This is a genomic window from Nocardioides oceani (assembly GCF_030412965.1).
Classification (GTDB): domain Bacteria; phylum Actinomycetota; class Actinomycetes; order Propionibacteriales; family Nocardioidaceae; genus Nocardioides; species Nocardioides oceani.
The window spans coordinates 1-210 of record NZ_JAUHJQ010000320.1 but is presented as its reverse complement, the minus strand read 5'-3'; the positions used below and the strand labels follow the sequence as shown (position 1 = coordinate 210).

General features: G+C 74.8%; 1 protein-coding gene. It reads left to right on the top strand.

The genetic code is table 11. From position 1 onward, the window contains the following. Positions 1 to 21: 21 nt before the first annotated feature. Positions 22 to 210 (top strand): hypothetical protein (locus QWY28_RS24220; protein WP_300955435.1); only part of this gene is annotated, 189 nt, incomplete at its 3' end.

Genomic DNA, 210 nt, shown 5'->3' with positions numbered 1-210 from the left:
CCCACTGGAAGGAACCCCCCGATGAGCCCCCACCTGCGCACGACCCTCGTGGTCGTCGGCCCCGGCATGGTCGGCCACCGCTTCGTCCCGGCCGCGATCGCGCGCGGCCTGACCGAGACCCACGACGTCGTGGTCGTCGGGGAGGAGCCGCGCCCGGCGTACGACCGCGTCGCGCTCACCTCGTTCTTCGAGGTCGGCGCCGAGGCGCTG